This is a genomic window from Mesorhizobium marinum (assembly GCF_040813675.1).
Classification (GTDB): domain Bacteria; phylum Pseudomonadota; class Alphaproteobacteria; order Rhizobiales; family Rhizobiaceae; genus Mesorhizobium_K; species Mesorhizobium_K marinum.
Genome location: NZ_JBFOCI010000006.1, coordinates 249,382 through 271,173 on the forward strand (window position 1 = coordinate 249,382; position 21,792 = coordinate 271,173).

Here is a 21,792-nt window from a genome sequence, read left to right on the forward strand (position 1 = left end):
GGCCTCTGGCCGGCGGCGGGCGATTAGCTCAGCGGGAGAGCACACCCTTCACACGGGTGGGGTCGCAGGTTCAATCCCTGCATCGCCCACCATGCACCACCAGCCGCAAAACCATGTTTCAGTTGGTTCGGGATTTTCGACCGATGCTCGGTCATCGCCCTTTTTCCGGCGTCCGCGCGGCAGAGCACCACTTCCCCACGGCGAAGCCTCAGGGCCTGACGATGGCTTTCACCCTGCGCAGCAAGGCCCGCTGGATTGCCGGCTGCTGATCCAGGTTGAAGTGGCCGATCTCGGCCTTGCCGGCATGGTCGATGTTTTCGAGTCTGCCGCGGAAACCCGGCCCGGGGTGGACGACAGCGCCCCAGCCGCCATGGCTGAAATAGTGGTTCGTGACCTTGCGCACGTTTGAGGGAACGAGCGGCGGCGCGGTCGCGGCCAGCGTGACAAGCCAGGTCACCTTGATCCCGGCTGTCTTGAGACGCTGCGCGACGCGGATTGCGTTGTTGGCGCCGAGCGAGTGGCCGATCAGCACCACCGGCTTGGGACCGGACTTCTTCTGGTTTGCGATGATCGTGGTGGCGACGCCTCTCCAGTTGCCGTGACTGACAACTTTGAACGGAACCCCGGCCTTTGCGAAATCGGCGCCGAGTTGGTCCAGCCCCTCCGAAAACACGTCGCCAAATCCGCGCAGCAGGTAGACGTCCCCGCGGTAGCGGGTCGATGCCGCTCCGGCTGGCAACGAAAGCAGCAGGATCGCGGCGAGCATGACGATCCATTGCAGGCAGCGCTGTTTCATCGATGTCGCGGGTGATCTGGTCGAGGACGGCCCGTGATAGACGAGCAGCGCCTCGAAATCACTCACAAAATGCGTCACCGTTCGGGTCTCCTCGCCGGGACACCGTGACCGGCAAGGTGCTGACCCGTCGCCAAGCTCGATCGTCTTTCGCGCGAAGTGCCGTTTGTTCTTGGATCTGATGGCAGGCCGCCCCCTTTAGCGTCGCACCAGCCGACCTTCTACCATGACTCGCGCCTGTTGCCGTTGACGGCAATATTCTCGGGCTGACGGGTCGCATTGCCGATGGTCAGAGGCTGAACCAAACGGTGCATGCGAAACTGAGTTCTCTGCCTCGCCCGCCAGATGCCCTGCAACGATCGATTGCACGGGCTCACCCATCCGCGATTCCGGCCAAAGGTTGACCAGACCACCAGTCTGTGAGACTTCCCATGGGTCAAGCGAACGGGGGTATCATGAAGAAGGCATATGAGAAGCCGGCGCTCCTGCGCCGTGAGATGCTGAGCTGGGTCGCCGCTGGCGGTGCGCTTTCAATCCCGCAGCAGAATCCAGAACAATAGTTCTTACGCAGATTTGTCGAGCGCCGCCTTCAGGGCGGCGTTTGCCTTTCAGGGGGTCCGGGACAAAGAGCGGGCCGCGCCCAGGTCTTTGAGCGCCAAGCGACCGCGTGGACGCTCGACAAACCTCCTACTGGTCATCAGCTACTTGGTACGCGAACCGCGTCCGTCTTTTCCAGGGCCAGCTTGACGCGCGCGTCGCGATCGTAGACGTCGCCGAAATACTCGACCTGGCCGTGCTTGTCGGGCCAGGCGGTGAAGTAGGCGACATAGACGGGAATCTTGAGGGTCTTCTCCGTCGAGTGCCCCTGCCTCAGCTTCGCCGCGACGTAGTCGACCGACTTGCCGAGCACGGCGGCGGCCATGCCGCGCGGATCCTTGAGGCGCACGCAGCCGTGGCTGAAGGCGCGCATGTCGCGGTCGAACAGGGCCTTTTGCGGTGTGTCGTGCATGTAGATCGCGTGCTTGTTCGGGAACAGGATCTTCAACTCGCCGAGGGCGTTGGCCTCGCTGGGTGTCTGGCGAACGCTGTAGGGAACCTTGGAGCCATAGGCCCACCAGTTCACCGACGACGAGGCAATGCGACGGCCCCTGGAGTCGGTCACCTCGTATCCGGCCCTGTCGAGGTAGCCGGGGTCGTTGCGCAAGCGCGGCAGCATCTCGTTGACGATGATCGACTGCGGCACGCCCCAGTACGGATTGTAGTCGATCTGCTCGATCTCGTCGTAGAAGAAGCTCGTCTGGTTCGACGGCTTGCCGACGACGGCGCGCATGTTGAGCTTCTCGACGCCGTTGTCGAAGAACTGCGCCGTGAATGCCGGCTGGTTGATGAACACGCGCGTTTCGCCGAGCTCGTGCGGCAGCCAGCGCAACTGCTCGAGGGCGATCGTCACCTTCTCGATCCGGTCGGCCTTCGAGGTGCCGGCGAGCGCGGAGACCGTGCGCGGCCCGATCACACCATCCGGCTTCAGCCCTTCCTTAGCCTGCGCCGCCTTGATGACCGGCACGAGGTCTTCGTCATAGGTCTCGCTTGCCACCCGCTGCGACAAGAGCTCGCCGTACTCGCCCCCCATCTCGTCGTCGAGGTCGCGCGCGATGAGCTGCAGGATCTTGCCCAGTTCCGGGTTGGCCTGGCCCGGCTTCAGCAGAAGCTTGGGATCGACCACGATTTCGTTCTCGGCGCTTGCCTTCAGCGCCTCGAGCTCGATGCGCAGCGCGCGATAGGCCTCGTTGGTGGGGTGCCGGGCCTCCAGCCATCCGCGCGCATCGCCCGTGAACGACAACGTCCTCAGCGCCGCCACCATGTCGAACGGCTTCTCGGGCAGGTCGTGGTAGCCCGACAGCTTGTTCGGATTGACACGGCCGACGCCGGCGTCGCGCGCATAGCGCAGAACGCGCGCCGAAAGCGCCATCTCGAAACGGATCAGGTCGGCCTTGCGGCCGCCGGCGCCGGTGGCGATGACGGAACTGGTCACCGAGGGTACGGTAACGGCATAGTCCGCCGGCGACAGGCCGTACCCGGCCGCCTCCCCCAGGACGCGCAGCGCATCGCGCGCCCGCGCGTTGACGCCGACCTCGTCGACCCAGATGAAATCGGGATTGGCGGCGTAGTATTCGACGATGGCCTTGCCGATCGCCGGTTCGGCGAACAGTTCGTAGTCGGCGAGTGCCGCCGCGGCCTCGCGGAACGCGGTGCCCGACGTCGCCTGGTCGAGCGAGGCGGACTGGCCGATCGCCGCCAGCGTGGCGAAATCGACGCGCTGCAGCTCGACGGCCTTGTAGTTGTAGTAGGACGGCGCGCTGATCTTCGCCACGGGGACGCCGCCACGGCGCACGTTGGTGCGCGGCGGCTCAAGCGGCAGTCGCTGCTGGTTCTTGCGGTAGCCGCCGCTGTCGAGGCGGCCGCTGCGCGATGTGTAGCCCGCCGAATCAAGTCGCTGGCTGCGCACGCCGCCGCCGAACAGATTTTCGAAGAGCGACTGCGCACCCGCCGAGGGCATTCCCATTGCGAACGAGCCGACCAGTACGGTGGCCTGCAGGAAAACCTTCCTCGTGATCAATGTCATAGGTGATCCATTTCCATTCGCCGCATGAAATGCATCGTCAGGCACCATGGCGGGTGTAAGGCGCAACACTAGCGATTCATACCGATAACGTTAAGCTCCCATAAATTTCGTTGCTCGTGTTGCCAAACCGCTTCACAACCCCGTGAGCGCAAATTCATCGCCGGGCCGCAGCGGGACGCCTTTCAACTTCGCAAACCGGCGCGGGACTTTGCAACAACGCAACCGACCGAAAATGGTTCACGCAGCCGAGAGGCTAGAGCACCGTGGCCAGCGCCAGCCATAGGGCGGCGCCGGTCCTGGCCGTCCACGCCTGCCCGTCGGGAACGAGATCCGCGGTGCGCCAAACGGCGGCGGCAAGGAAGACGTTGTAGGGCAACGGGGCGAAGAAGATCGCCATTGCAGTGGCAAGATCGGCCTTGAGACCGAGCGCCACGAGGCCGCCAAACGCCGCCACCAGGTTGACGAGCGACCCAACCACCACCATGTCGCGCCAGAACAGCAGCCCGAGCGGAACCTCGCGCCGCCAGCGGCGGAAGAAGAACGCAGCAGGGCCGCCGCCCGCCGACATCGCCATGGACCGACCTCCCAACGCTCGCGCCGATTCGATTCGGCCGCCGCTCTGCGCGTCACAAGCACATCAGCGGCGAATTGTGGAAATCCCGGGGCTGCCCGCAAACGCTGTTTCTCGTCGCCGCGCCGCGGGCTAGCATGCGCCGATGAAGCCCTCCCGCGACATCTTACGACTGATCGAGATCATGGCGGCCCTGCGCGCCCCGGGCACCGGCTGCCCGTGGGACGTCGAGCAGACCTTCTCGACCATAGCCCCCTACACGATCGAGGAAGCCTATGAAGTGGCCGACGCCATCGCGCGCGGCGACATGGACGACCTGCGCGAGGAACTCGGCGACCTCCTGCTTCAGGTTGTCTACCATGCGCAAATGGCTGAAGAAGCGCAGGAATTCACCTTTGGCGATGTCGTCGAGGCGATCACTGAAAAGATGATCCGCCGCCATCCGCACGTGTTCGGCGACGAGCAGGCGCGCAGCGCCGGCATGGCCAAGGGCATGTGGGAAAGGATCAAGTCGGAGGAAAAAGCGCTGAAGCGCTCCGCGCGGGTCGCCCGCGGCCTGCCCGCGGAAGACCATGGCGCTGGATACCTCGACGGCGTCCCCGTTGCCCTTCCGGCGCTCACCCGCGCGCTGAAGCTTCAGGAGAAGGCGGCCCGCGTCGGCTTCGACTGGACCGAAGCCGCGCCGATCCTCGACAAGATCGAGGAGGAAATCGGCGAGTTGCGCGAGGCACTGTCCAGCGGCGACACCGCCGCCGCGAAGGACGAGTTCGGCGACGTGCTGTTTGCGCTGGTCAACATCGGCCGCCACCTGAAGATCGATTCGGAGGCCGCCCTCGCCGGCACCAACGAGAAGTTCCGCAGCCGCTTCCATCACGTCGAACGCGCGATCAATGCGTCCGGCCGGACGCTCGACACTTCAACGCTGGATGAGATGGAAGAACTCTGGCAGCAGGCGAAAGTTGAAGAAAGGCCTGCTTAGGCCGCGTTCTTGCCGCCCAGCCGGCTTTCTATTTCGGCGCGCGCCGATTCTGTCGCGCGAATCGAGATCGACACGCTGCCGTCCTCGTTGTCCTCGCGCGCGACGACGTCTCCGTTGCGGTAGAGCCAGTCGGTCAGTCCCAGCTGGTCTGGGCGCAACGTGACCCTGATCTCCTTTAGTTCACCGGAGACGCGGCGCTCGATGCGGCCGGCCAGCGCATCGATGCCCTCGCCCGTGGCGGCCGAAATGGCCACCGGCAGATCTTCGCCTTCCGCGTGTCGATCGTCGAGCAGCCGGGCGCGGCTGCCCTCGTCGAGCAGGTCGATCTTGTTCCACACTTCGATGACCCGGCTGCGGTCGTTGGCGTCGACGCCAAGGTCGGCCAGAATGCGCTCGACGTCTTCCGCCTGGGCCGCCGTGTCGGGATCGGCGATATCGCGCACGTGGAGCACGACATCGGCTTCGACCACCTCCTCCAGCGTCGCGCGGAAGGCGGCGACGAGGTGGGTCGGCAGGTCGGAGATGAAGCCGACGGTATCCGACAGGATGATCGGCGTGCCGTGCGGCAGCCGCACCCGCCGCAGCGTCGGGTCGAGCGTGGCGAACAGCATGTCTTCGGCGAGCACGCCGGCGCCCGTCAGCCGGTTGAAGAGAGTCGACTTGCCGGCATTGGTGTAGCCGACGATCGCAACAACCGGGAACGGCACCTTCTTGCGCTTGGCGCGGTGCAGGTCGCGGGTGCGCCGCACCGTTTCGAGCTCGCGCTTCAGCTTGACGATCTTGTCCTGCAGGACGCGCCGGTCGGCCTCGATCTGGGTTTCGCCGGGGCCGCCCAGAAAGCCGCCGCCGCCGCGTTGCCGCTCAAGGTGGGTCCAGCTTCGGACCAGACGGCCGCGCTGGTATTCGAGATGCGCGAGTTCGACCTGAAGCGCGCCTTCCTTGGTGCGCGCCCGTTCGCCGAAAATCTCCAGGATCAGCGCCGTGCGGTCCAGCACCTTGGCGTTGAGCGCCTTTTCGAGGTTGCGCTGCTGCACCGGCGTGAGCGGGTGATCGACGATCACCACTTCCACCTTCTCGCTTTCGACGACCGCGGCGATTTCTTCGACCTTGCCCGTTCCGAGCAGGGTCGCGGGCCGCGGGTCGTTGACCGTGATCACGGCGCTCCAGACGATGTCGAGATCGATCGCCAGCGCGAGGCCGACGGCCTCCGCGTGGCGCGCGTCGGGCGACCTGCTCAGCCTCGGACGGCTCTGGGACGCTTCCTCGTCAGGGCGAAAAGCGCGTGGCAGGACGGGCACGACGACCGCCGCACGCGTCGGCGCGGCAATGCGCGACACACCGGCCTGTTTGGCCGACTGTTCGCTCGCCCCCTGGCCTGCGCTCTTCTGTCTTGCCAATCAGGTGCCCTGGCCGGATTCCTCGCCATCAAACATCTGAACCGGCTGGCTCGGCATGATGGTGGAAATGGCGTGCTTGTAGACGAGCTGAGAATGCCCGTCGCGACGCAGCAGAACACAGAAATTGTCGAACGAGGTGACGACGCCGGTCAGTTTCACGCCGTTGATGAGGAATATCGTCAACGGGTTCTTGGTCTTCCTGACCGAATTCAGGAAAAGGTCCTGAAGATTCTGCGAGCGTTCCGCCATTGTTCTTATCTTTCGCTACCTGGATCGTCCCAACAACAATGCGCCAAATTTAATTGCGCCTGTCAAGCATACAGCCTCCCCTTGCCGCTGGCGGCGGCAATGGAAGGTAATTGAAGATTATGCGCAGCCGGTTATCAGGCCTGCCGCTTTTCCGCAACGTCAAAAAAGGCGTTCCGCAGAGAAAGTACGATGGAGCCCGGGTGCCCGTTGGCGATCGGCTCCCCGTCGATCGCCACGACCGGGGTGGCGACGGTGGTCGCCGAACTGATGAATGCCTCACGCGCTGCCTTGGCTTCGGCGACGGTGAAGGCGCGCTCCTCCACCTTAAGGCCGAGCTTGGCGGCAACCTTGAAAAGGGTCGTACGGGTGATTCCGCGGAGAATCCCGCGGTCCGCCGGACGCGTCACCAGGACGCCATCCTTCGTCACGATCCAGGCGTTCGACGAGCCGCCCTCGGTCACGTTCCCATCGCGGTCGACAAACCATGCCTCCTGGGCGCCCGCGGCCCTCGCCGCTTCCTTGGCCAGCACATTCGGCAGCAGGCCTACGGTCTTGATATCGACGCGGTCCCAGCGGTTTTCCGGCACGGTTATCACCTTGATGCCGTTTTCCGCCCGCTTGGCGCCAACGGAGGGATCGACCTTCTTGGCGGTCACCACCAGGGAGGGCCTGACGCCGGCGGGAAACAGGAAGTCGCGGCCGGCGACGCCGCGCGTGACCTGGAGGTAGACGAGGCCGATCTTCACCCGGTTGCGGCGCACAACCTCCCCGATCACGACCTCCAACGCAGATCGAGACATCGGCCAGCCGATCTTCAATTCGCGCAGCGAGCGGTCGAGGCGGTCGAGGTGCCCCCGCATGTCGACGATAAAGCCGCGCGCCACCTCGCACACCTCGTAGACGCCGTCGGCGAACTGGTAGCCCCTGTCCTCGATGTGCACGCCGGCGCTGGCATGCGGAAGATAGCGCCCGTTCACATAGGCAACGCGCGGCATTTCAAGACGACCCCGAGAAAATGGATTCTGATACCGGCGCCGACACGACGCCGACGCCCGCAGGAAGGTGAGCCCGTGCCGCCTTAGACGCCAAGGGACTTCAGCTTGCGGTGAAGCGCCGAGCGCTCCATGCCTATGAATTCGGCGGTCCGCGAAATGTTGCCGCCGAAGCGGTTTATCTGCGCGATCAGATATTCCTTTTCGAACATTTCGCGCGCCTCGCGAAGCGGCAACGCCATGATGTGCTGGTCGGACTGGCTGGGCGCCCGCGGCATGACATCGCCGATCTCGGAGGGCAAAAGGTCGGCGGTGATCGGCGCGTCGGCGTCGTCGCCGCGCACCAGGATCATCAGGCGCTCCACGTTGTTGCGCAACTGGCGCACGTTGCCCGGCCAGTTATGCGCCTGCAGCACCGCCAGCGCGTCGTCGCCGATGCGCCGCGGGCGGATGCCTGCCTGCCGCGCGATCTGCTTCATGAAATGGTCGACGAGGTACGGGATGTCCTCGCGCCGCTCGGCAAGGCCGGGCACCATCACAGGCACCACCGCCAGGCGATGATAGAGGTCTTCCCGGAAACGGCCTTCGGCGATCATCGCCTCCAGGTTCTGGGCGGTCGAGGAGATGATGCGCACGTCGACCTTGACGCGCTTGGTGCCCCCTACCCGCTCGAACTGCTGGTCGACCAGGACGCGCAGGATCCTGCTTTGCGTTTCCTTAGGCATGTCCGCGACCTCGTCGAGGTAGAGGATGCCGCGATGCGCCTCCTCGAGCGCGCCGACCTTGCGCTCGCCGCCGTTCGATTCCGTACCGAAGAGTTCGATCTCCATGCGCTCGGGCGTGATCGTCGCCGCGTTCACGCTGACGAACGGTCCGCCCTTGCGCGTTGACGTTGCATGGATGGCGCGCGCCACCAGTTCCTTGCCGGAACCGGATGGGCCGACGATCATGATGCGGCTGTTGGTCGGCGAAACGCGCTCGATGGTCTGTCGAAGCTGGCTCATCGCCGACGACATGCCGACCAGGTCGAACGTCTCGCCGCTGCGCAGCTTCAGGTCCGAAACCTCCCGCTTGAGCTTCGAGGTCTCGAGCGCCCGCTCGGCTATGAGGATCAGCCGGTCGGCCTTGAACGGCTTCTCGATGAAGTCGTAGGCGCCGCGGCGGATCGCCGACACGGCGGTCTCGATGTTGCCGTGTCCCGAGATCATCACGACCGGCAGGTTCGGATGCATCGTCTTGATCTGGTCGAGCAGCGCCAGCCCGTCGAGGCGCGAGCCCTGCAGCCAGATGTCGAGGAAGACGAGCCGCGGCACGCGGTCGGCGATCGCCGCCAGGGCGCTGTCCGCGTCGTGCGCGGTTCGCGTCTCGTGCCCTTCGTCGCTCAGGATACCGGCGACGAGTTCGCGGATGTCCTCTTCGTCGTCGACGACGAGAATGTCAGACGCCATTTTCTACCTTCCCACTCTCACTGCCGTTTCCGTCCGATTCGGCGCGCTCAGCGGCACCCTTGCCGGAAGACGCGGGCAGAATCATGGAAACCATCGCACCGCGTCCGCCATGGAAATCTGTCGGCGCATCATGGAGTTCCAGCCAGCCGCCATGGTCCTCGACGATCTTCTTGACGATCGCCAGGCCAAGACCCGTGCCCTTCTCGCGGGTCGTCATGTAGGGCTCGAGCAGGCGCTGCCTATTCTCCCGTGGAAGACCCTTGCCGTTGTCAATCACGTCGACCCGGATCATTCCGTCGACAATCCCGGCGCGGATGCGGATCGCGCCCTGGCCGCCGATCTCCTTGCTCACCGCCTCGATCGCCTCGGCGGCGTTCTTGACCACGTTGCCGAACGCCTGGGCCATCAGGCGGCTGTCGAACGTCCCCTTCAGCGGTTCGCTGCCGAACTCGCGCTCGAACTTGATGTCGGAACGGCTGACCTCGACGAGGAAGGACGCCTCGCGCAGCGCCTCGCGCAGGTCGATGCGCTTCATCTCGGGCTTCGGCATGCGCGCGAAGGCGGAGAATTCGTCGACCATGCGGCCGATGTCCTCGACCTGACGGATGATCGTGTCGGTGCATTGGTCGAAGACCTCGCGATCCTCGGTGATCACCTTGCCGTAGCGGCGGCGGATGCGCTCGGCCGACAGCTGGATCGGCGTCAGCGGGTTCTTGATCTCGTGCGCGATGCGGCGCGCGACGTCCGCCCAGGCCGACGAGCGTTGCGCCTGCACAAGGTCCGTGATGTCATCCACGGTGACGACGTAGGACTTTTCGTCCTGGTCGTCGTCGCCGCCTTCGATAGTCACCTGGACATTGAAGGTGCGTTCGGCGCCGGTCCTGTAGAAGGTGACCTGTTCGCGGTAGACGGCACGGCCCGAACGGCGGCCGATCTCGAAAACCTTGCCGACATGGGGCAGGAGCGCGGACAGGTTCTTTCCCACGGATTCGTCGGCAGGCAGCGCCAGCATGGTTTCTGCCGAACGGTTGACGATGGTTATCGTTCCATAGGGATCCACGCCGATGACGCCTGCGGTGACGCCGGCCAGCACCGCCTCGGAGAAGCGGCGGCGTTCGTCCACGAGGTCCTTGGCGTGCAGGATCTCGTTGCGCTGCGACTTCACCTCGAGCAGCATCTTGTTGAACGTATCGCCGAGCGAGGCGACGTCGCCATCGGATGGACGCACCGGCACCGACACGTCGAGGTTTCCGGTCGCCACCTCATCGGCGGCGCTGATCAGTTGGCGGATGGGTCGAACCAGCCGGTCGGCGACCGCGATGCCGGTCCAGATCGCCGAGAGCACGATGATCAGGGTCAGGCCGAGATAGAGCAGCCCGAAGGCGATTTGCGTGGTCCGCCGGTTCGCCTCCAGCGCGCGGTACTCGTCGGTATTCGCGGTGACGATCTGGCGCGCCCGGATGACTTCCGGATCGACCAGGCGGATCGTGTAGAGGTAGGCGTCCTCGATCTGCCGCAGCTTGATGATCGAGCCGACGATGTTGCTGGTGCGCGGCTCGATCAGGACCGGCTGTCCGCCTTTCGCCCGATCGAGCGCGTCCGCGGGCGGTGGCGGCATGTCGAAGTCCGACCGTGTCTCGGCATTCATGATGAACGAGCCGTCGACCCTGACCAGGGCTGCGTGAGCGAGCGCGCGGCCGACCGCCTGCCGGCTCAGGAACTCGCGAAAGCCGGTGCGGTCGAGGCCGTAGAGCGGGCGCGCATTGTCGAGGTCGTTTGCCATCGACAGGGTCGTGCCCTGCAGGTTGCGCGCGTTCTCGCGCACGTAGGCCTCGGCGATCGACAGCGACGAGTTGATGATCGTTTTGGTGCGCAGTTCGAACCAGCGGTCGAGGCCGATGTCGAGCGTAATCGACGCGATGATCGCCACGAGCAGCGCCGGCAGCACCGCGATCAGCGAGAACATGGCGACGATGCGGATATGCAGCCGGGAGGCGGCCTTGCCGCGCCGCCGCGCCATGGCGACACGATGCACCTCGCGGCCGATCAGGGCGATCAGGACGGCGACGAACAGCGCGTTGATGACGATCAGCACGACCGTTGTCGTCTCGTCCGGCGCGATCGGCGTGACGCCGACGAGGATCGCAAACGAGATCGCCGCCATGACCAACGCGCCGACGACGGCGATGACGCCTGGCAACGCGAGCAGGCGACGGCCGTCGGAGACGACAGTCGGCTCGAAGGGTCGGTCAGGAATCGCCGCAGACTGGAATGCCATTACACTTCATGATTCCCACGGTTTGTGCCGATCTATGCAACGCATTGTGGCAATTGTGCAACGAGGCGTGGCATTTCTGACACGTTTTCCCGTACGGAAACCGGAGGTGGGGCCTGCGAGGCGTCAGGACGGCTTGGATGCGCGGTAGACGTTCACGCCGAGTTCCCTGATCTTCTTGCGCAGCGTGTTGCGGTTCAGGCCGAGCAGTTCCGCGGCCTTGATCTGGTTGCCGCGCGTGGCGGTCATCGACGCCAGGACCAGCGGGTACTCCACCTCGGCAAGAATGCGGTGGTAGAGGCCGGGCGGCGGCAGTTCGCCGGCGAAGCTGGCGAAGTAGCGCTGCAGATAGTGCTCGGCCGCTTGGCCGATCGTCAGGTTCTCAGGCACCATCGCGCCGCCCGCGGCGGCAGTCGCCTCCTCACCCGTCTTCAACTCGGACTCGATGATCTCGGCCGAAATCTCGTCCTGCGGATAGAGCGCGGCCAGCCTGCGGATCAGGTTTTCCAGTTCGCGCACGTTGCCCGGCCAGGGGTAGCGCTTCATCAGTTCGATGCCGCCGCTCGAAATGCGCTTCGTGCGCAGGCCCTCGCTCTCGCCCTGCTTGAAGAAGTGCCGGACCAGGTCCGGCACGTCCTCGGCGCGCTCGCGCAGCGCCGGCAGGCGCAACGGAACGACATTGAGCCGGTAGAACAGGTCCTCGCGGAACAGGCCCTGGCCGATCAGCGTGCGCAGGTCCTTGTTGGTGGCCGCCACGATGCGCACGTCCGTCTTGATCGGCGTGCGACCGCCGACCGTGGTGTATTCGCCCTGCTGGAGCACCCGCAGCAGGCGCGTCTGCGCCTCCATCGGCATGTCGCCGATCTCGTCGAGGAAGAGCGTGCCGCCCTCGGCCTGCTCGAAACGGCCGGTCGAGCGGTTCTGCGCGCCGGTGAAGGCGCCCTTCTCGTGACCGAACAGTTCCGACTCGATGAGGTCGCGCGGGATCGCCGCCATGTTGATGGCGACGAACGGCCCGGTGCGGCGGCGGCCATATTCGTGCAGGGCGCGCGCGACCAGTTCCTTGCCGGTGCCCGACTCGCCGCTGATCATCACCGTCAGGTCTGTCTGCATCATGCGCGCCAGCATGCGGTATATGTCCTGCATGGCGGCCGACCGCCCGACCAGCGGCATCGCCTCGCCGTGTTCGTCTGACCGGTTGTCGACCTTCGGCCGGCGCGGTTCCGACAGCGCCCGGTTGACGATGTTGAGCAGTTCGTTGAGGTCGAAGGGCTTGGGCAGGTACTCGTAGGCGCCCGTCTCCGACGCTCGGATGGCCGTCATGAAGGTGTTCTGCGCGCTCATCACGACCACCGGCAGCTCCGGCCGCGCCTTCTTGATGCGCGGCAGCATGTCGAACGCGTTTTCGTCCGGCATGACGACGTCGGTGATGACGAGATCCCCCTCGCCCGCGGCCACCCAGCGCCACAGCGTGGCGGCGTTGGACGTGACACGCACCTGATGCCCCACGCGCGACAGCGCCTGGTTGAGCACGGTGCGGATCGCGGCATCGTCGTCGGCGACGAGAATGTTGCCCTGTACGGTCACTCCTGGCCTCCCTCGGCCTCGTCTTCGGCAGGAGCCGAGACATCTTTCCAGGCTGGCATCAGCACGCGGAAGGTTGCACCGCGTGGCGTCGAATCGCATTCGATGATGCCGCCGTGGTCGCCAACGATCTTGGCCACCAGCGCCAGCCCCAGTCCGGACCCGTTCGGCTTCGTGGTGATGAAAGGGTCGAACAGGATCGGCAGGATGTCGTCGGACACGCCGGGTCCATTGTCCTTCACGCAGAACTCGAGCGGCAGCGAGACGCGATCCTGGGTGCCCGGGAACGAAACCCGCATGCCTGGCCGGAAGGCCGTCGACAGGGTGATCTCTGATTCCGGCGTGTTGCCGACCGCCTCGGCCGCGTTCTTCACGAGGTTCAAGAACACCTGGATGAGCTGGTCGCGGTTCGCGTAGACCGGCGGCAGCGAAGGATCGTAGTCCTCAATGATCCTGATCTGGCTGGCGAACCCGTTCTTGGCGATCGCCTTCACATGATCGAGCACCACGTGGATGTTCACCGGATAGCGGTCGATCGGCCGCTCGTCGGAGAAGATCTCCATGCGGTCGACCAGCGACACGATGCGGTCGGTCTCGTCGGTGATGAGCCGTATCAGCGCCCGGTCCTCGTCGGACACCGCCGTCTCCAGAAGCTGCGCTGCGCCGCGAATGCCCGACAGCGGATTCTTGATCTCATGCGCCAGCATGGCGGCGAGCCCGGTGACCGAACGCGCCGCGCTTCGGTGTGTCATCTGGCGGTCGATCTTGTCCGCCATCGACCGCTCCTGGAACATCACCACCACGGAACCTGGGTATTCCGGCACCGGCGCGACATAGAGGTCGACCACCTTCTCGATGCCGACGCGCGGCGACGACACGTCGACGCGGTATTCGTTGACCGGCGCCTTGCGCGCGCGAACCTGGTCGACGAGCGCGAGGATCGGGCTGCCGAACGGCACGAAATGCTCCAGCGTCTTGCGCGAGAGGCCGGCGGCGCTCGACCGGAAGAAGTCTTCGGCATCGGCGTTGGCGTAGGTGATGTTGCCTTCCGGCCCGATCATGACGACCGGGCGGCGGATCGTGTTCAGAAGGATCTGCGCGGCTTCCGCCTCGGTGGTCATGCTCATGCCGCGGCTTGTTCCTGCTGTACGTCCGCCCCGGGCATGAACGCCTCCCGCAGGCCGGCGATGACCCGGCCGGTGTCGTGCTCGGTCATGATCGTGGCGCGCAGCCCCGCCGGCAGTTCCGGGGCGTGGCGGTCGATGTACCAGCCGAGGTGCTTGCGCGCCTGCCTCAGGCCGCTTTCGGTCCCGTAGAGCGACAGCATGTCCTCGTAGTGGGACACGACATAGTCGGCGAGGTCGCGGCCGCGCGCCGGCGCGGCGTTGCCGGCGCTGCTGCCTGCGGCGCGCGCGATATCGCCCGGCGCCCAGGGCGCGCCGTAGCTGGCGCGGCCGATCATCACGGCATCGGCGCCGGACAGTTCCAGTGCGGCGGCCGCGTCCGCCGGAATGCCGACGTCGCCGTTCGCCACCAGCGGCACAGTGATCGCCGCCTTGACCCGCGCGATCGCACGCCAGTCGGCCCGACCCTTGTAGAACTGGCAGCGCGTGCGCCCATGCACTGTGATCATCCGGACGCCGGCCTGCTCGGCGCGGCGGGGGGAAGGTGGCGCGTTGAGCGCCGTCTCGTCCCAGCCCAGCCTCATCTTGAGGGTCACCGGCACGTCGACGGCGCCGACGACAGCGTCGATGAGGGTCAGTGCGTGGTCGGGGTCGCGCATCAGCGCCGACCCGGAATAGCCGCCGGTCACCTTCTTCGCCGGACAGCCCATGTTGATGTCGATGATGTCGGCGCCTTCGGCCTCGGCGATGCGGGCGGCTTCCGCCATATGGCCGGCCTCGCGGCCCGCGAGCTGCACCATGTGGACCGGCAGGCCCGAGTGCCTCACGCGCCGGCCCGAATCGAGGCGGCCCCTGGCAAGCTCGCCGCTCGCCACCATTTCGGACACGACCAGCCCGGCGCCATGCGCATGGGCGCGGCGGCGGAATGCCTCGTCCGTCACGCCCGACATGGGCGCCAGAAACACGCGGTTTCGGATCGTGACGCTGCCGAGGGCGAGCGGGTCAGCGAGTTTCACGAGTCCGGACATGCATAAAAACCAAGCATCGCTCCAATCTGCCCAACGACTAGACAGTTTCGGCCGAGCATGCAACCTGGACTCGCGCGAAATTATGTCGCCCTCGCAAAGAGTCTGGTTTTCGGGAAGCAGCGCGACTATGCGTCTCGCCATGCAGAGTGGTTCAAGGAAAGAGCCTGCCAAGGCGGCGGTCGTTGTCGTCGCCGCGGGCCGCGGCGAAAGGGCCGGCAAGGCCGAGGGGCCGAAACAGTACCGCCCCATCGGCGGACGACCGGTCGTCTCGCACACGCTGGAGGCATTCCTCGGCCATCCCCGCATCGGCCGGATCGTGGTAGCCATCCATCCGGACGACGACGCGCTGTTCAGGGCCGCGGCCGCCGGCTTCGGCGACGACAGGATCATCGCCATCCATGGCGGTGCGACNTAGCCATCCATCCGGACGACGACGCGCTGTTCAGGGCCGCGGCCGCCGGCTTCGGCGACGACAGGATCATCGCCATCCATGGCGGTGCGACGCGGCAGGAATCGACGAGACTTGCCCTGCTGGCGCTCCGCGAGGACGCGCCGACCATGGTCCTCATCCATGACGGCGTGCGCCCGTTCGTCGATGCCGCCCTGATCGACCGCACCATCGACGCGATCGAGGAACGCCAGGGCGCGCTTCCGTCCATGCAGGTGGCAGAGACACTCAAGCGCATGGACGGCGACGGCAATGTCGGCGAGACCGTTCCGCGAGCCGGCCTCTTTGCGGCGCAGACGCCGCAGGGTTTTCCGTTCTGGCCCATCCTCGCAGCCCACGAAAAGGCGTTCCAGCTTGGCAAACACGATTTCACCGATGACGCAGCCGTCGCCGAATGGGCCAACATCCCGGTGCGCATCGTGACCGGTTCGCCCGACAACGTGAAGCTGACCTGGGCGCGCGACATGGTGGTCGCCGACCAGCGGCTCGTCGGCGGGCGATCGGCCTTCCCCGACATTCGTACAGGCAACGGCTATGATGTGCACTGCTTCGAGCCGGGCGACCACGTGACGCTTTGCGGCGTCGATATCCCGCACGGCAAGAAGCTGTCAGGCCATTCCGACGCCGACGTCGCCCTGCATGCGCTGACCGACGCCCTGCTCGCTACCTGCGGCGCCGGCGACATCGGAACCCATTTCCCGCCGTCTGACCCGCAATGGAAAGGCGCCGCCTCGCGCGTCTTCCTGGAGCACGCCGCCGCGATCGTGCGGGCCCACGGCGGCCGCATCGCCAACGCCGACGTGACGCTGATCTGCGAGGCGCCCCGCATCGGGCCGCATCGGGAGGCCATGACGGAAGCCGTCGCCACGATGCTCGGCATCGCCACGGCGCGCGTGTCGGTGAAGGCGACGACCAACGAAAAGCTCGGCTTCATCGGCCGCGAGGAAGGGATCGCGGCGATCGCCACGGCCAGCGTCGTCTATCCCGGGGAAGTGCCGGAATGAACGACCGGGAGGGCCTCGCGGACAGGTTTCTAAAGGCCTGCGCCCGACGCAAGATATTCGCGGCGACAGCGGAATCCTGCACCGGCGGCATGATCGTCGCGCTTCTCACCGATATTCCGGGATCGTCGGCGGTGGTCGACCGCGGCTTCGTCACCTATTCCAACGCCGCCAAGATAGAGATGCTCGGCGTCGCCAGGGATACCCTCGACGGACACGGCGCAGTCTCGGCCGAGACGGCGCGTGAGATGGCGGCAGGCGCGCTGGCGAATTCGAACGCCGGTATCGCTCTTGCAGTGACCGGCATCGCCGGCCCGGACGGCGGCACGGCGGAAAAGCCGGTCGGCCTGGTCTGGTTCGGCATGGCGCTGTCGGGAAAGCCGGTCGTCACCGAAAAACGCATCTTCGACAACCGTGGCCGCGACTTCATACGCCGCGAGACCGTCCAGCACGCCCTGAGAATGGGGCTGAAGGCACTGGACTAGAGACGAAAGCGTCGCCGTCCCTCTTCTTAGCCACCGCCTGCCCGCCATCGCATCGACATATCGGTCGCCGGGCACCTGGTCGTGTGACCGCGCGAACGCTCACGCAGCCACGAGCGGCTTGATATGCGACACGTCGACGACCTTGCTTGCCATGGCGAGATCATGAGCGCGCTGCAGGTTCAGCCAGAACTCCGGCGTATTGCCGAAAAACGCGGACAGCCGAAGGGCGGTATCCGCAGTCAAGACGGTGTCGCCTTTGACCAGCCGCTCGATCCGGGTACGAGGCACATCGAGACGCTTGGCGAGCGCGCCGGCGCTCATCTCGAGCGGCTCAAGGAAAAGTTGGCTGAGCACTTCGCCGGGATGGACGGGGTTCTTGATCATACTCATCTCATCATATCTCAGTGGTAGTCCACAATTTCCACATCCGCCGGCCCTTGATCCGTCCACAAGAAGCAGATGCGCCATTGCCGGTTGATGCGTACCGAATGCTGGCCGTTCCGGTCCGCGGACAGTGCTTCGAGGCCGTTGCCGGGAGGAAACCGCAAATCTTCCAGCACGGCCGCGGCATCCAGCGCCGAAAGCATTGCCCGCGTCCGCTTCACCAGATCGGCTGGAAATCCCTTGCCATAGACGTCCTTGACGGCGTTCGCCGCCAACTTGCCCTTGGTGCTAAGGATCATGCAAAGCGATGTATCATGACGTGATACATTTCTCAATGGGACACTTGGAGAGCGCGATAGGGTTCCGGACGCACTTGTCCGCGCTCGAAGACCTACGCAGCCGTTCCAGACTTCCCATAGATCGCGTCGGCGCGCTTCTCGAAGGCATCGGCGAACATGCGGAAGGCGCGGTCGAACATGGCGCCCATCATGGCGCCGAGAATGCGGCTCTTGAATTCGTAGTCGATGAAGAAATGGATGTCGGTGCCGCCGGCCGCCGTCGCGTCGAACCGCCAGATGTTGCTGAGATAGCGGAACGGCCCATCGAGGTATTTGACGTCGATGGCGTTCTCGTCCGGCTTCAGGTGCACCTGGCTGGTGAAGGTCTCGCGGATCGCCTTGTAGCCGACGGTCATGTCGGCGACGAGCACGGTGCGGCCGTCGCGCTCCTTGCGCGAGCGCACCGTAAGCGCTTCGCAAAGCGGCAGGAACTCCGGATACTTTTCCACGTCGGCGACCAGCGCGAACATCTCTTCGGGCGGATGCGCGACGTGCTTGATCGTCTCGAACTGCGGCATGGCCGGCTTAGGCCGACTTCGCCAGTTGCGCCTCGCGCGCCGCCCGCAGCCGCGCGAAATCTTCGCCCGCGTGGTGCGAGGAGCGCGTCAGCGGGCTCGATGCGACGAGCAGGAAACCCTTGGTCCGGCCGACCGTCTCGTAGGACTTGAATTCGTCGGGCGTGACGAACCGCTTCACCGGATGGTGCTTCTTCGTCGGCTGCAGGTACTGGCCGATGGTCATGAAGTCGACATTGGCCGAGCGCAGGTCGTCCATCAACTGCAGGATCTCGTTCCGCTCTTCGCCCAGGCCGACCATGATGCCGGACTTGGTGAAGATCGAGGGATCGAGTTCCTTGACCCGCTGCAGAAGCCGGATCGAATGGAAGTAGCGCGCGCCGGGGCGAACCGTCAGGTAGTTCGACGGCACGGTCTCCAGATTGTGGTTGAACACGTCGGGGCGCGCCGCGACCACCACTTCCAGCGCCCCGTCCTTGCGCAGGAAATCGGGCGTCAGGATCTCGATCGTCGTCTCCGGCGTTGCCGCGCGGATGGCGTGGATGACGTCGGCGAAGTGCTGCGCGCCGCCGTCGTCGAGATCGTCACGGTCGACCGAGGTAATGACCACATGGGTCAGCCCCATCTGCTTCACCGCATGCGCGACGCGCGCCGGTTCGTCGCGATCGAGCGCGGTCGGAATGCCGGTGGCGACGTTGCAGAACGCGCAGGCGCGCGTGCAAATCTCGCCCATGATCATGAAGGTGGCGTGCTTCTTGTCCCAGCATTCGCCGATGTTGGGGCAGCCGGCTTCCTCGCAGACGGTGACCAACTTGTGCGTCTTCACGATGGCGCGGGTGTCGGCATAGCCCTGCGAGGTCGGCGCCTTGACGCGGATCCAGTCGGGCTTGCGCAGAACCTCCTGGTCGGGCCGATGGGCCTTCTCGGGATGCCGCACGCGCGGCGCGCTGGTGATGTTGTCGAGGACCGTAACCATGATGTCTTCAGTTCACTCCGCTCGCCTTGGCGCGGTCGAAAATCCACAGCAGCAGGATGGCGCCCGCCACGGCGACGACCAGATTGCCGGCGAACCCCTGATAGTTAAGTCCGAGCACGCCCGCCAGCGTGCCGCCCACGAACGATCCGGCGATGCCGACCAGGATGTTGGTCAGCAGGCCATGCTCGCGGTTCATCGCCTTCTCGGCGACATAGCCCGCCAGGAACCCGATCACCAGCATGCCGAAGAAGCCGACGCCCGCCATTCCCATGATTCCGACACTGTGCTCCATGCATGTCCTCCGAGAGGTTACCTGCAAGCCGTCATATAGGCCGGAACGCCGCGCCGAAACAGGTGGCGAAACGCGCCGGACCTATGCGTTCAATGCGCGGCCGTACGCGTCCAGCACGCTTTCCTTCATGGTTTCCGACAGCGTCGGATGCGGGAAGATCGTGTGCATCAGCTCTTCCTCGGTGGTCTCGAGGTTCATGGCGACGACGAAGCCCTGGATCAGCTCCGTCACCTCCGCGCCGACCATGTGGGCGCCGAGCAACTGGCCGGTCTTCTTGTCGAAGATCGTCTTGACCATGCCCTGGTCCTCGCCGAGCGCGATCGCCTTGCCGTTGGCGACGAAGGGGAAACGGCCAACACGGATGTCCTTGCCCTCGGCCTTGGCCTTCGCCTCTGTCAGGCCGACCGACGCCACCTGCGGGTGGCAATAGGTGCAGCCGGGGATCTTCAGCTTGTCCATCGGATGGACGTTCGGCAGGCCGGCGATCTTCTCCACGCAGATGACCGCCTCATGCTCGGCCTTGTGGGCGAGCATCGGCGGTCCGGCGACGTCGCCGATGGCGTAGATGCCCGGCACGCTGGTCTTGCCGTAGCCATCGATGACGATGCAGCCGCGGTCGGTCTTCACGCCGAGCGCCTCGAGGCCGAGGTTCTCGATGTTGCCCTGCACGCCGACGGCCGAGATCATCCTGTCGGCGGTGATCTTCTCGACCTTGCCGTCCTTCGTCTCGACATGGGCGGTGACGGAATCCTTGCCCTTCTCGACCTTCGCCACCTTGGCTTCCAGCATGATCTTCATGCCCTGCTTCTCGAACTGCTTTTTCGCGAAGACGGCGATCTCGGTGTCCTCGACCGGCATCACCTGCGGCATGATCTCGACGACGGTCACGTCGACGCCCATCGTGCGGTAGAAGGAGGCGAACTCGATGCCGATCGCGCCGGACCCCATGACGAGCAGAGACTTCGGCATCTCCTTCGGCACCATCGCCTCGAAGTAGGTCCAGATCAGCTTGCCGTCCGGCTCGATGCCGGGCAGAGCGCGCGGCCGCGCGCCGGTCGCCACGATGATGTGCTTGGCGGTGTAGGTGCCTTCGCCGAGCGTGTTCTTCGGCACCGGCCCGACCGGTTCCATCGGCTTCTTGGCCGGCTTGGAGACGACGATCTCGTTCGCCTTGGTCAGCTTGGCCTCGCCCCAGATGACGTCGACCTTGTTCTTCTTCATCAGGAAGCCGACGCCGTTGTTCATCCGCTGCGCGATGCCGCGCGAACGGTCGACGATCGCCTTCACGTCGGGCGTCACCGTGCCCTCGAGCTTCAGGCCGTAGTTCTTGGCGTGCTCGGCATAGTGCAGCACCTCGGCCGAACGCAGCAGCGCCTTGGTCGGGATGCAGCCCCAGTTGGAGCAGATGCCGGCAAGGTGCTCGCGCTCGACGACCGCCGTCTTGAGCCCAAGCTGCGCGGCGCGGATCGCCGCGATGTAGCCGCCGGGACCGGAGCCGATGATGATCACGTCATAGGAATTGGCCACGTGATGTCTCCTCAGAGTTCGAGCATCTTGCGCACGGCCGGCGCGATGCCGCGTCCGATGGCGCGGGTGTTCTCCGCATCGAGATGCACGCCGTCAAGCGGCGTCGTCTTCGCCACGCTGCCGGCATCGAAGAAGGCGCAGCCCGTCATCGCCGCAAGTTCCGCGTAGAGCCGGGCGAGGTGCTCAGAGGCTGCCTCGCCGCCCGCGAAGAACTGCTTGAACTCGTGGTTGTCGGTCTGGCTGACGGCGGGCGGCGAGACGAGCAGGATCTGCGGCGCGCTCCAGCCGAAGCCGTACTCGGTGCCGCGCACGATCTCCACCAGCCGGAGCAGTCCGTACTTGGCGGTGTAGGGGCTGCCGTGGATCCAAGGCTTCATGTCGTTGGCGCCGAGCATGATGATGACGAGGTCGAGCGGCGCATGCGTCAGCAACGCCGTCGCCAGCGTCTTCGCGGCATTGCGGTCTGCGGCGCTGAGATGATCGTCGAACGCCGTGGTGCGCCCGTTCAGCCCGTCGGGAATGACCCGCGCCTTGCCGCCAAGCTCGGCCTCCAGCACGCTCGGCCAGCGGTCCTCATGGGCGTGGCGCGACGGCCCCGCGGCGTCGTAGCCCCAGGTGAGCGAGTCGCCGTAGGCAAGAATGGTCTTTTTCATCGTGGCCTATCTATCCTGAAATCCTGAACGAGAGGACGGCTGTCCCGGCTGGCCGATCGGCCACCCTCCCCGCGCGGGGAGGGATTCGTTCTATACCAGCATTCCGAGCG

At 65.5% G+C, this 21,792-nt stretch carries 20 protein-coding genes, 1 tRNA gene and 1 pseudogene; 4 read left to right on the forward strand and 18 right to left on the reverse strand.

The window, feature by feature from the left end; all coding sequences use genetic code 11:
* Positions 1-17 precede the first annotated feature (17 nt).
* Positions 18-92: transfer RNA gene (locus ABUE31_RS19000), tRNA-Val, on the forward strand.
* Positions 93-208: 116 nt separating this feature from the next.
* Here the strand turns inward: ABUE31_RS19000 and ABUE31_RS19005 are convergent.
* The 3 genes from ABUE31_RS19005 to ABUE31_RS19015 form a co-directional block, all read right to left on the reverse strand.
* The gene (locus tag ABUE31_RS19005) at positions 209-874 is read right to left on the reverse strand and encodes a thioesterase domain-containing protein (protein ID WP_367725297.1); all 666 of its coding nucleotides are present in this window, start codon (positions 872-874) and stop codon (positions 209-211) included.
* A 616-nt stretch (positions 875-1,490) separates the two neighbouring features.
* The gene (locus tag ABUE31_RS19010; RefSeq protein ID WP_367725298.1) at positions 1,491-3,416 is read right to left on the reverse strand and encodes a L,D-transpeptidase family protein; all 1,926 of its coding nucleotides are present in this window, start codon (positions 3,414-3,416) and stop codon (positions 1,491-1,493) included.
* 253 nt (positions 3,417-3,669) lie between these two features.
* Positions 3,670-3,990, reverse strand: a complete 321-nt coding sequence (locus ABUE31_RS19015) for a hypothetical protein (protein WP_367725299.1) — start codon at positions 3,988-3,990, stop codon at positions 3,670-3,672.
* 142 nt (positions 3,991-4,132) lie between these two features.
* Here ABUE31_RS19015 and mazG point away from each other — a divergent pair, with 142 nt between their 5' ends.
* The gene (mazG, locus tag ABUE31_RS19020) at positions 4,133-4,966 is read left to right on the forward strand and encodes a nucleoside triphosphate pyrophosphohydrolase (RefSeq protein ID WP_367725300.1); all 834 of its coding nucleotides are present in this window, start codon (positions 4,133-4,135) and stop codon (positions 4,964-4,966) included.
* Here mazG and hflX read toward each other — a convergent pair.
* The 8 genes from hflX to dusB all read right to left on the reverse strand — a co-directional run bounded on the left by hflX (position 4,963) and on the right by dusB (position 15,063).
* Positions 4,963-6,363, reverse strand: a complete 1,401-nt coding sequence (gene hflX / locus ABUE31_RS19025) for a GTPase HflX (RefSeq protein WP_437344153.1) — start codon at positions 6,361-6,363, stop codon at positions 4,963-4,965. The genes mazG and hflX overlap by 4 nt on opposite strands.
* Complete coding sequence (gene hfq, locus ABUE31_RS19030) at positions 6,364-6,612, reverse strand: RNA chaperone Hfq (protein ID WP_367725301.1); 249 nt, start codon at positions 6,610-6,612, stop codon at positions 6,364-6,366.
* Between the two features lie 134 nt (positions 6,613-6,746).
* Positions 6,747-7,607, reverse strand: coding sequence for a D-amino-acid transaminase (locus ABUE31_RS19035; protein ID WP_367725302.1), 861 nt, complete (start codon positions 7,605-7,607; stop codon positions 6,747-6,749).
* Positions 7,608-7,690: 83 nt separating this feature from the next.
* On the reverse strand, positions 7,691-9,052 hold the full coding sequence (gene ntrX, locus ABUE31_RS19040; RefSeq protein ID WP_367725303.1) for a nitrogen assimilation response regulator NtrX: 1,362 nt from the start codon (positions 9,050-9,052) through the stop codon (positions 7,691-7,693).
* Positions 9,042-11,330 (reverse strand): sensor histidine kinase NtrY-like, encoded by a 2,289-nt coding sequence (locus tag ABUE31_RS19045; RefSeq protein ID WP_367725304.1) that lies wholly within the window; start codon positions 11,328-11,330, stop codon positions 9,042-9,044. Before ABUE31_RS19045 ends, ntrX begins: the two co-directional genes overlap by 11 nt.
* A 123-nt stretch (positions 11,331-11,453) precedes the next feature.
* Positions 11,454-12,914: a nitrogen regulation protein NR(I) gene (gene ntrC, locus ABUE31_RS19050; protein WP_367725305.1), complete on the reverse strand. Its 1,461-nt coding sequence runs from the start codon at positions 12,912-12,914 to the stop codon at positions 11,454-11,456.
* Positions 12,911-14,038 (reverse strand): two-component system sensor histidine kinase NtrB, encoded by a 1,128-nt coding sequence (locus ABUE31_RS19055; protein WP_437344154.1) that lies wholly within the window; start codon positions 14,036-14,038, stop codon positions 12,911-12,913. The genes ntrC and ABUE31_RS19055 overlap by 4 nt, the downstream gene beginning before the upstream one ends.
* Positions 14,035-15,063, reverse strand: a complete 1,029-nt coding sequence (gene dusB, locus ABUE31_RS19060; protein WP_367725306.1) for a tRNA dihydrouridine synthase DusB — start codon at positions 15,061-15,063, stop codon at positions 14,035-14,037. Before dusB ends, ABUE31_RS19055 begins: the two co-directional genes overlap by 4 nt.
* A gap of 127 nt (positions 15,064-15,190) precedes the next feature.
* On the opposite strand from dusB, the pseudogene ABUE31_RS19065 reads away from it, so the two are divergent.
* Positions 15,191-16,515: pseudogene (locus ABUE31_RS19065) on the forward strand (bifunctional 2-C-methyl-D-erythritol 4-phosphate cytidylyltransferase/2-C-methyl-D-erythritol 2,4-cyclodiphosphate synthase).
* Positions 16,512-16,997 (forward strand): CinA family protein, encoded by a 486-nt coding sequence (locus tag ABUE31_RS19070; RefSeq protein WP_367725307.1) that lies wholly within the window; start codon positions 16,512-16,514, stop codon positions 16,995-16,997. Before ABUE31_RS19065 ends, ABUE31_RS19070 begins: the two are co-directional and overlap by 4 nt.
* A gap of 99 nt (positions 16,998-17,096) precedes the next feature.
* Here the strand turns inward: ABUE31_RS19070 and ABUE31_RS19075 are convergent, their stop codons facing one another.
* The 7 genes from ABUE31_RS19075 to ABUE31_RS19105 all read right to left on the reverse strand — a co-directional run bounded on the left by ABUE31_RS19075 (position 17,097) and on the right by ABUE31_RS19105 (position 21,682).
* The gene (locus ABUE31_RS19075; protein ID WP_367725308.1) at positions 17,097-17,387 is read right to left on the reverse strand and encodes a HigA family addiction module antitoxin; all 291 of its coding nucleotides are present in this window, start codon (positions 17,385-17,387) and stop codon (positions 17,097-17,099) included.
* A gap of 11 nt (positions 17,388-17,398) precedes the next feature.
* Positions 17,399-17,680: a type II toxin-antitoxin system RelE/ParE family toxin gene (locus ABUE31_RS19080; protein ID WP_367725309.1), complete on the reverse strand. Its 282-nt coding sequence runs from the start codon at positions 17,678-17,680 to the stop codon at positions 17,399-17,401.
* A 92-nt stretch (positions 17,681-17,772) separates the two neighbouring features.
* A complete protein-coding gene (locus ABUE31_RS19085; RefSeq protein ID WP_367725310.1) occupies positions 17,773-18,237 on the reverse strand; it encodes a type II toxin-antitoxin system RatA family toxin in 465 nt (154 codons plus the stop codon).
* A 7-nt stretch (positions 18,238-18,244) separates the two neighbouring features.
* Positions 18,245-19,210 (reverse strand): lipoyl synthase, encoded by a 966-nt coding sequence (lipA, locus tag ABUE31_RS19090; protein ID WP_367725311.1) that lies wholly within the window; start codon positions 19,208-19,210, stop codon positions 18,245-18,247.
* Between the two features lie 7 nt (positions 19,211-19,217).
* On the reverse strand, positions 19,218-19,502 hold the full coding sequence (locus ABUE31_RS19095) for a GlsB/YeaQ/YmgE family stress response membrane protein (RefSeq protein WP_367725312.1): 285 nt from the start codon (positions 19,500-19,502) through the stop codon (positions 19,218-19,220).
* Between the two features lie 81 nt (positions 19,503-19,583).
* Complete coding sequence (lpdA, locus tag ABUE31_RS19100; protein ID WP_367725313.1) at positions 19,584-21,029, reverse strand: dihydrolipoyl dehydrogenase; 1,446 nt, start codon at positions 21,027-21,029, stop codon at positions 19,584-19,586.
* Between the two features lie 11 nt (positions 21,030-21,040).
* On the reverse strand, positions 21,041-21,682 hold the full coding sequence (locus ABUE31_RS19105; RefSeq protein WP_367725314.1) for an SGNH/GDSL hydrolase family protein: 642 nt from the start codon (positions 21,680-21,682) through the stop codon (positions 21,041-21,043).
* Between the last annotated feature and the right edge of the window lie 110 nt (positions 21,683-21,792).

Excerpts from the sequence above, each read along its gene's own strand:
- ABUE31_RS19010 (WP_367725298.1), bottom strand. The coding sequence starts at position 3,416 with ATGACATTGATCACGAGGAAGGTTTTCCTGCAGGCCACCGTACTGGTC.
- ABUE31_RS19015 (WP_367725299.1), bottom strand. The coding sequence starts at position 3,990 with ATGGCGATGTCGGCGGGCGGCGGCCCTGCTGCGTTCTTCTTCCGCCGC.
- mazG (WP_367725300.1), top strand. The coding sequence starts at position 4,133 with ATGAAGCCCTCCCGCGACATCTTACGACTGATCGAGATCATGGCGGCC.
- hfq (WP_367725301.1), bottom strand. The coding sequence starts at position 6,612 with ATGGCGGAACGCTCGCAGAATCTTCAGGACCTTTTCCTGAATTCGGTC.
- ABUE31_RS19035 (WP_367725302.1), bottom strand. The coding sequence starts at position 7,607 with ATGCCGCGCGTTGCCTATGTGAACGGGCGCTATCTTCCGCATGCCAGC.
- ntrX (WP_367725303.1), bottom strand. The coding sequence starts at position 9,052 with ATGGCGTCTGACATTCTCGTCGTCGACGACGAAGAGGACATCCGCGAA.
- ABUE31_RS19045 (WP_367725304.1), bottom strand. The coding sequence starts at position 11,330 with ATGGCATTCCAGTCTGCGGCGATTCCTGACCGACCCTTCGAGCCGACT.
- ABUE31_RS19055 (WP_437344154.1), bottom strand. The coding sequence starts at position 14,038 with ATGAGCATGACCACCGAGGCGGAAGCCGCGCAGATCCTTCTGAACACG.
- dusB (WP_367725306.1), bottom strand. The coding sequence starts at position 15,063 with ATGTCCGGACTCGTGAAACTCGCTGACCCGCTCGCCCTCGGCAGCGTC.
- ABUE31_RS19070 (WP_367725307.1), top strand. The coding sequence starts at position 16,512 with ATGAACGACCGGGAGGGCCTCGCGGACAGGTTTCTAAAGGCCTGCGCC.
- ABUE31_RS19075 (WP_367725308.1), bottom strand. The coding sequence starts at position 17,387 with ATGAGTATGATCAAGAACCCCGTCCATCCCGGCGAAGTGCTCAGCCAA.
- ABUE31_RS19080 (WP_367725309.1), bottom strand. The coding sequence starts at position 17,680 with ATGATCCTTAGCACCAAGGGCAAGTTGGCGGCGAACGCCGTCAAGGAC.
- ABUE31_RS19085 (WP_367725310.1), bottom strand. The coding sequence starts at position 18,237 with ATGCCGCAGTTCGAGACGATCAAGCACGTCGCGCATCCGCCCGAAGAG.
- lipA (WP_367725311.1), bottom strand. The coding sequence starts at position 19,210 with ATGGTTACGGTCCTCGACAACATCACCAGCGCGCCGCGCGTGCGGCAT.
- ABUE31_RS19095 (WP_367725312.1), bottom strand. The coding sequence starts at position 19,502 with ATGGAGCACAGTGTCGGAATCATGGGAATGGCGGGCGTCGGCTTCTTC.
- ABUE31_RS19105 (WP_367725314.1), bottom strand. The coding sequence starts at position 21,682 with ATGAAAAAGACCATTCTTGCCTACGGCGACTCGCTCACCTGGGGCTAC.